This window comes from Pedobacter sp., from assembly GCF_045628745.1.
Lineage (GTDB): Bacteria > Bacteroidota > Bacteroidia > Sphingobacteriales > Sphingobacteriaceae > Pedobacter.
Genome location: NZ_JAZQPU010000034.1, coordinates 1 through 5,407 on the forward strand (window position 1 = coordinate 1; position 5,407 = coordinate 5,407).

Below are 5,407 nucleotides of genomic sequence, written 5' to 3' on the forward strand. Positions count from 1 at the left end.
AGATTATTACAGCACACAAAAAATTCTTGCTGACACCAATATCTATATGGTCACGGAGTTTCTTCATGCGCAGGATGACGGTGGTGGTGCAGCAGCACTATCTGATTTCTGGGACCTGCATTGGAATTCAAAAAAAGGCGCAGGAGGTTTTCTTTGGGCTTTATTAGATGAAGGAATCGTGCGTACGGATATGAATAACCTCATCGATGTGAATGGCATCAATGCACCCGATGGTATCGTAGGCCCACATAGAGAAAAAGAAGGCAGTTACAATGCTATTAAAGAAATCTATTCTCCGGTTAAAATAACCATGAAAGCTTTGCCGGCAAATTTTAATGGCAGCATCCCTGTAGAAAACAGATATAACTATACCAACCTTAACCAATGTACTTATCAATGGGAATTGGTTAACTTTAACCGTCCGGCAGATCTGTCGCCGGGTTACCAAATTATTAAAAAAGGTACAGCAACGTCACCATCTATCTTACCGGTAGCCAAAGGAAACATTAAAATCAACCTTCCTGCAGACTGGAAAAACCACGATGCCATCACCTTTACAGCTTTCGATCCGTTGAAAAATGAATTGTATAAATGGACCTGGAAAATTAAAAACAATGCTAGCCTGATTGACAGCCTTGTGATTAAGGAAAGCAAAGAAACCGTAACCGTAATGGAAAACGACAGTACCATTAAACTTAAAGCAAGTGGTATTACGGTAAGTATTGGCAAGAAAAATGGCCAGTTGGTACAACTTGACAACGATTTCAGTAAATCGCTATCCTTTACAAACGGACCAGTATTGGTGAGTGGACAGGCTACGTTTACAGGAATCAAACATTATAAACAAAATGATGCTTATGTAGTTGAAGCCAGCTTCAGTGGAAACATGAAAACCGTGCGCTGGACAATGCATCCAAGCGGATGGCTGGAACTCTATTACGACTATAACCTTAACGGCTCTTTTCCTTTTGCCGGGATTAGCTTCAGCTATCCAGAAAATTATGTGTTTGGTGCAAAATATTTAGCTAAGGGCCCATATAGAGTGTGGAAAAACAGACTTGATGGCACTACTTTAAACGTATGGCAAAATATGAATAACAATACCCAAACGGGAAGTGCGCCATGGATTTTCCCAGAGTTCAAAGGCTATTTTGCTGACCTCACCTGGTTAGAAATGAACACTGCCGAAGGTAAATTTATTGTTGCATCCAAAGAGGATAACCTTTTTGTTCGCCTGTTTGATTTTTACGGTTTAACGGGACCACACCCAAGACCAGATTTACCTATTGGAGACATCTCTTTCTTAGACCAGATTCCACCAATCGGAGGAAAACTATCCTTCAATATCAACAACAATACCAGGTCATTAGGCCCTTTAAGTGAGCCCAATCAAATTAATGGAAGCACTCAACGCACGCTTTATTTCTACTTTGGCACTCCAAAACCAGCCACAGAAAACAAGCAGTTTACCATGCCAAAAGAAAATATTTTGACTGACGAAGTTGTCCCTGCAAATTAGGGGCAACATTTCAAGTCAGGATGCTACAGGTTGCCAGTTTTTCTGGTAACCTATATATTGCGCCTTGCAATAATTTTTAATAATAACTAAATAATTCCATCCCAACACTTTATCCAATCAAATTAACCAAGTATGTATCGAAACTTTTACTTGAAATGTAATCCATTTCATTTCCGTTTATTGGCATTTCTATTCGTTTTTACGTTTAGTTTTCTAAATGCATCAGCGCAGAAAACCATTACGGGTACCGTTACAGATGAACTTAAGCTCGGCATTCCCGGTGTTTCAGTTACCGTAAAAGGCCAGTCTACAGGCGCTGTAACCAATGAAAAAGGTCAGTTCACGCTAGCTGCACTGCCCACTCAAACCCTAATTTTTTCTTATCTTGGCTATACCACCAAAGAAGTTTTGGTAGGTCAGGCTTCAACTTTAACGGTTAACTTAGTACAAGAAAGCAATAACCTCTCTGAAGTAGTGGTTGTGGGTTATGGAACAGCCAAAAAAGGAAATTTAACTGGAGCAATCGCCGGGATCGGTGCCAAAGAAATTGAGAAACTACCTGTACAAAATGCATTACAGGCTGTTCAAGGTAGAGTTTCTGGTGTCGATATAACTTCAAACGCCCGTCCGGGTGAAATGGGAAGTATCCGTATCCGTGGTAACCGTTCCTTATTAGCCACCAATGACCCACTTTATGTGGTAGATGGCATTCCTTTGAGTGCTGGGGGCATCGAGTCAATCAGCCCACATGACATTGAATCTATAGACATCTTAAAAGATGCATCTGCTACTGCTATTTATGGTTCCAGAGCTGCAAATGGAGTAATTTTGGTAACTACAAAAAAAGGTAAAAATGGACTCACCAACATTACTTATAATGCTACCGCTACAGTAGAGAAAATTCACAATGAATCTGAAATGTTCAATTCAGGCGAATATGCAGAATACCGCAGAAATGCTTACCGAGTATTTGTACAGGGAGGAAATGTAGCTTATACTACCCCATACCCTAACCCAAAAGACGATTTTGAATATTTTGGAAAGAGTGATCTTGTAGCTTGGGAGAACTTTTCAAAAGGTTACACCTGGGTAGATAAGGCAAACCGAATTGCAGCAATGCGCCCAACTACAGCAGAAGAAAAAGCCAAATGGGGCGTGGCTGAAGTTCCTATTTATGACGCAAGTCAAATTGCAACCACAGATTGGACAGGCTATGTAGAACAAACTGGTATTACACAAGATCATACCTTGAGCGTAAGTTCAGGAACGGACAAAGTAAGCTCTTATTTTTCTGCAGGCTATCTTGATCAAAAAGGAACAAATATTGGACAGGATTACAAAAGATACAGTACTAAACTGAGTGTAGATTTTAAGCCAACTACATGGTTTTCCATGGGAGGATCAATTAATGCAAGTTGGTCAGTACAGAATTATGGTTATACAGGTTCTGGATCAAGATCTGCCAATGGTATTTATGCTGCTGCATTAGGCATGTTACCTTATGCAGTACCTTATGATGAAAATGGCCAGTATATCTATCAGCCGGGTGGGGATGTCGGGATTTTAAATCCTATTTTGGAAGCAGATTATGTAACCAATGAAAGAACAGTACTTCGAGCACTAGGAAGCTTTTACGCCGAAATTCAACCTATTAAAGGTTTAAAATATCGTGTTAACTTTGGGCCAGATTTTAGAAACAACCGATCTGGACAATTCAATGACCAGAGATCTATTTTACAGGGTGGTGGTGCAACTACTTCAACCAATTATGCCCGTCTATCACAAGGCCAGAACTTCACTTATACATTAGATAATTTAATTTTTTACGACAAAGCAATTGGTGAAAAACATAAGTTCAATGTAACTTTATTACAAAGTTCACAGTTAAGCACCCTTGAAAGTTCGAATATGACGGCTTCAAAATTGCCGTATAACAGCCAACTTTGGTATAACCTTGCCTCTACGTCTAAAGGTGCTTTAGATAGCTGGAGTTCTGCGTATAGTAAAAACACCCTTTCTTCATTAATGGCCCGTGTAAATTACACCTTTAATGACAAGTACCTGCTTACTGTTTCCTCTAGATGGGATGGTTCATCAGTTCTTGCAGAAGGAAACAAATGGAGTTCCTTCCCTTCTGTGGCCTTAGCCTGGAAGATGGAAGAAGAATCATTCATGAAAGATATAAAATGGATTAACCAATTGAAACCAAGATTTGGAGTGGGTGTAATAGGAAACTCTTCAATTGATCCTTATTCAACTGCTGGTGGTTTAACCCAAATGCCAATTGTTTTTGGCAACCAGGTTGTATTAGGTTATATCCCTTCAGACCCTAAAGCATCAAACCCAGCAACCTTGCCTAATATGGGTTTGAAATGGGAAAGAACAACACAATATAATTTAGGTGTTGATTATTCCATCTTCAATAACCGTGTCTCTGGAAGTATTGAATATTACAGGTCAACAACAAATGATTTGTTAATGAACCGTACAATATCAAGTGTATCAGGATATACCTCTACTTATTTTAATATTGGTCAAACGAAAAATAAAGGTTTTGAATTCTCTGTTTCAACAAGAAACATTGACAAACCTGATTTCAGATGGAATACAGATTTCAATATTGGCACCAATTCAGACCAGGTAACAGAAACCTATAACGGAAAACAAGATGCTATTGAATTAAAAGCATACATTGGAAAATCTTTATTCAACTTTTACGATTATCAAAAAATTGGAATCTGGCAAACGGCAGATGCTGCAGAAATGGCAAAATTTAACGCCAACGGAGCTGGTTTTAAAGCTGGAGACATTCGTGTAGAAGATTTAAACAATGATTATAAAATTGATGCTAACAACGACAGAAAAGTGGTTGGCAACAAGTTCCCAAAATATACAGGTGGTATCACTAATACATTTAATTACAAAAACTGGGAATTCTCCTTCTTCTTCTATGCAAGATCAGGATTTATGATTGAAGGTGGTGCCGTTGATATGCAGGGTAGATATGCTTCTAGAAAAGTAGATTACTGGACTGTTGACAACCCTACTAATGCTTATCCACGTGCTGATTATGGTAACGGTGGGCAACCAACATTCTATTCATCTATGAATTACCTGGATGGAACATTTGTTAAATTAAAGAATGTATCCCTGGGTTACGCTGTGCCCCGCATTAAATTAGAGAAACTACACATGAGTAACTTGAAAATTTACACCCAGGTATTAAATCCATATTTATACTCTAAAAATGGCATCATTGATCCGGATATTAGTTCAAGTGTCTCATCAAGAAGTTTAGTGCTAGGTATAAATGCATCATTTTAAGAATTACAGATAAGAAACCATCATCAGCTTAAGCGTAGAAAGCAGTGTATAAAGCTGATGATGGCTTCATAACTATTAAAAATATAAATACGAATGAAAAAAATTAACAATATAGTTTTGAGTTGCCTAATTTTGGCTACCTCATTATCATTGCCATCTTGTAAAAAGTATTTGGAAGAAGAGATGGTCGCTACTTTAACCAATAAACATTATGAAACTGTAGAAGGCTTAGAGAGTCTTGTTGCAGGTATGTACGATGGCTTGCGTTTCCATTTTATGTATGAATGGGCTTACGCAACCACCAATTATGGTACAGATGAGTTTACCAATGGTGGTGGCTTAGACAAAGTTCAATTCAATACCTATTCTTCCGTATTAGATTCAAGAACTGTTGAATTTGTAAATGTATGGGACAATATGTATGCAAATATCAATACCGCAAATACAGGTATCAAAAACATCCCAACGGTATATACAGAAGGGACAGCATTGAACACCCGTTTAGGCGAATGTTATTTTATGCGTGCTTTTGATTACTTTAAATTGGTTAAACAATTTGGTGGT

Annotated in this window: 2 protein-coding genes and 1 pseudogene; all 3 read left to right on the forward strand. The window is 38.3% G+C overall.

Going from position 1 to position 5,407, the window contains the following annotated elements:
* Positions 1-1,519: pseudogene (locus ACR2F7_RS01435) on the forward strand (glycoside hydrolase family 2); the annotation flags it as partial.
* A gap of 132 nt (positions 1,520-1,651) precedes the next feature.
* Complete coding sequence (locus tag ACR2F7_RS01440; protein ID WP_432711830.1) at positions 1,652-4,843, forward strand: SusC/RagA family TonB-linked outer membrane protein; 3,192 nt, start codon at positions 1,652-1,654, stop codon at positions 4,841-4,843.
* Between the two features lie 93 nt (positions 4,844-4,936).
* The coding region (locus ACR2F7_RS01445) for a RagB/SusD family nutrient uptake outer membrane protein (RefSeq protein WP_432711831.1) at positions 4,937-5,407 on the forward strand (471 nt) is incomplete at its 3' end.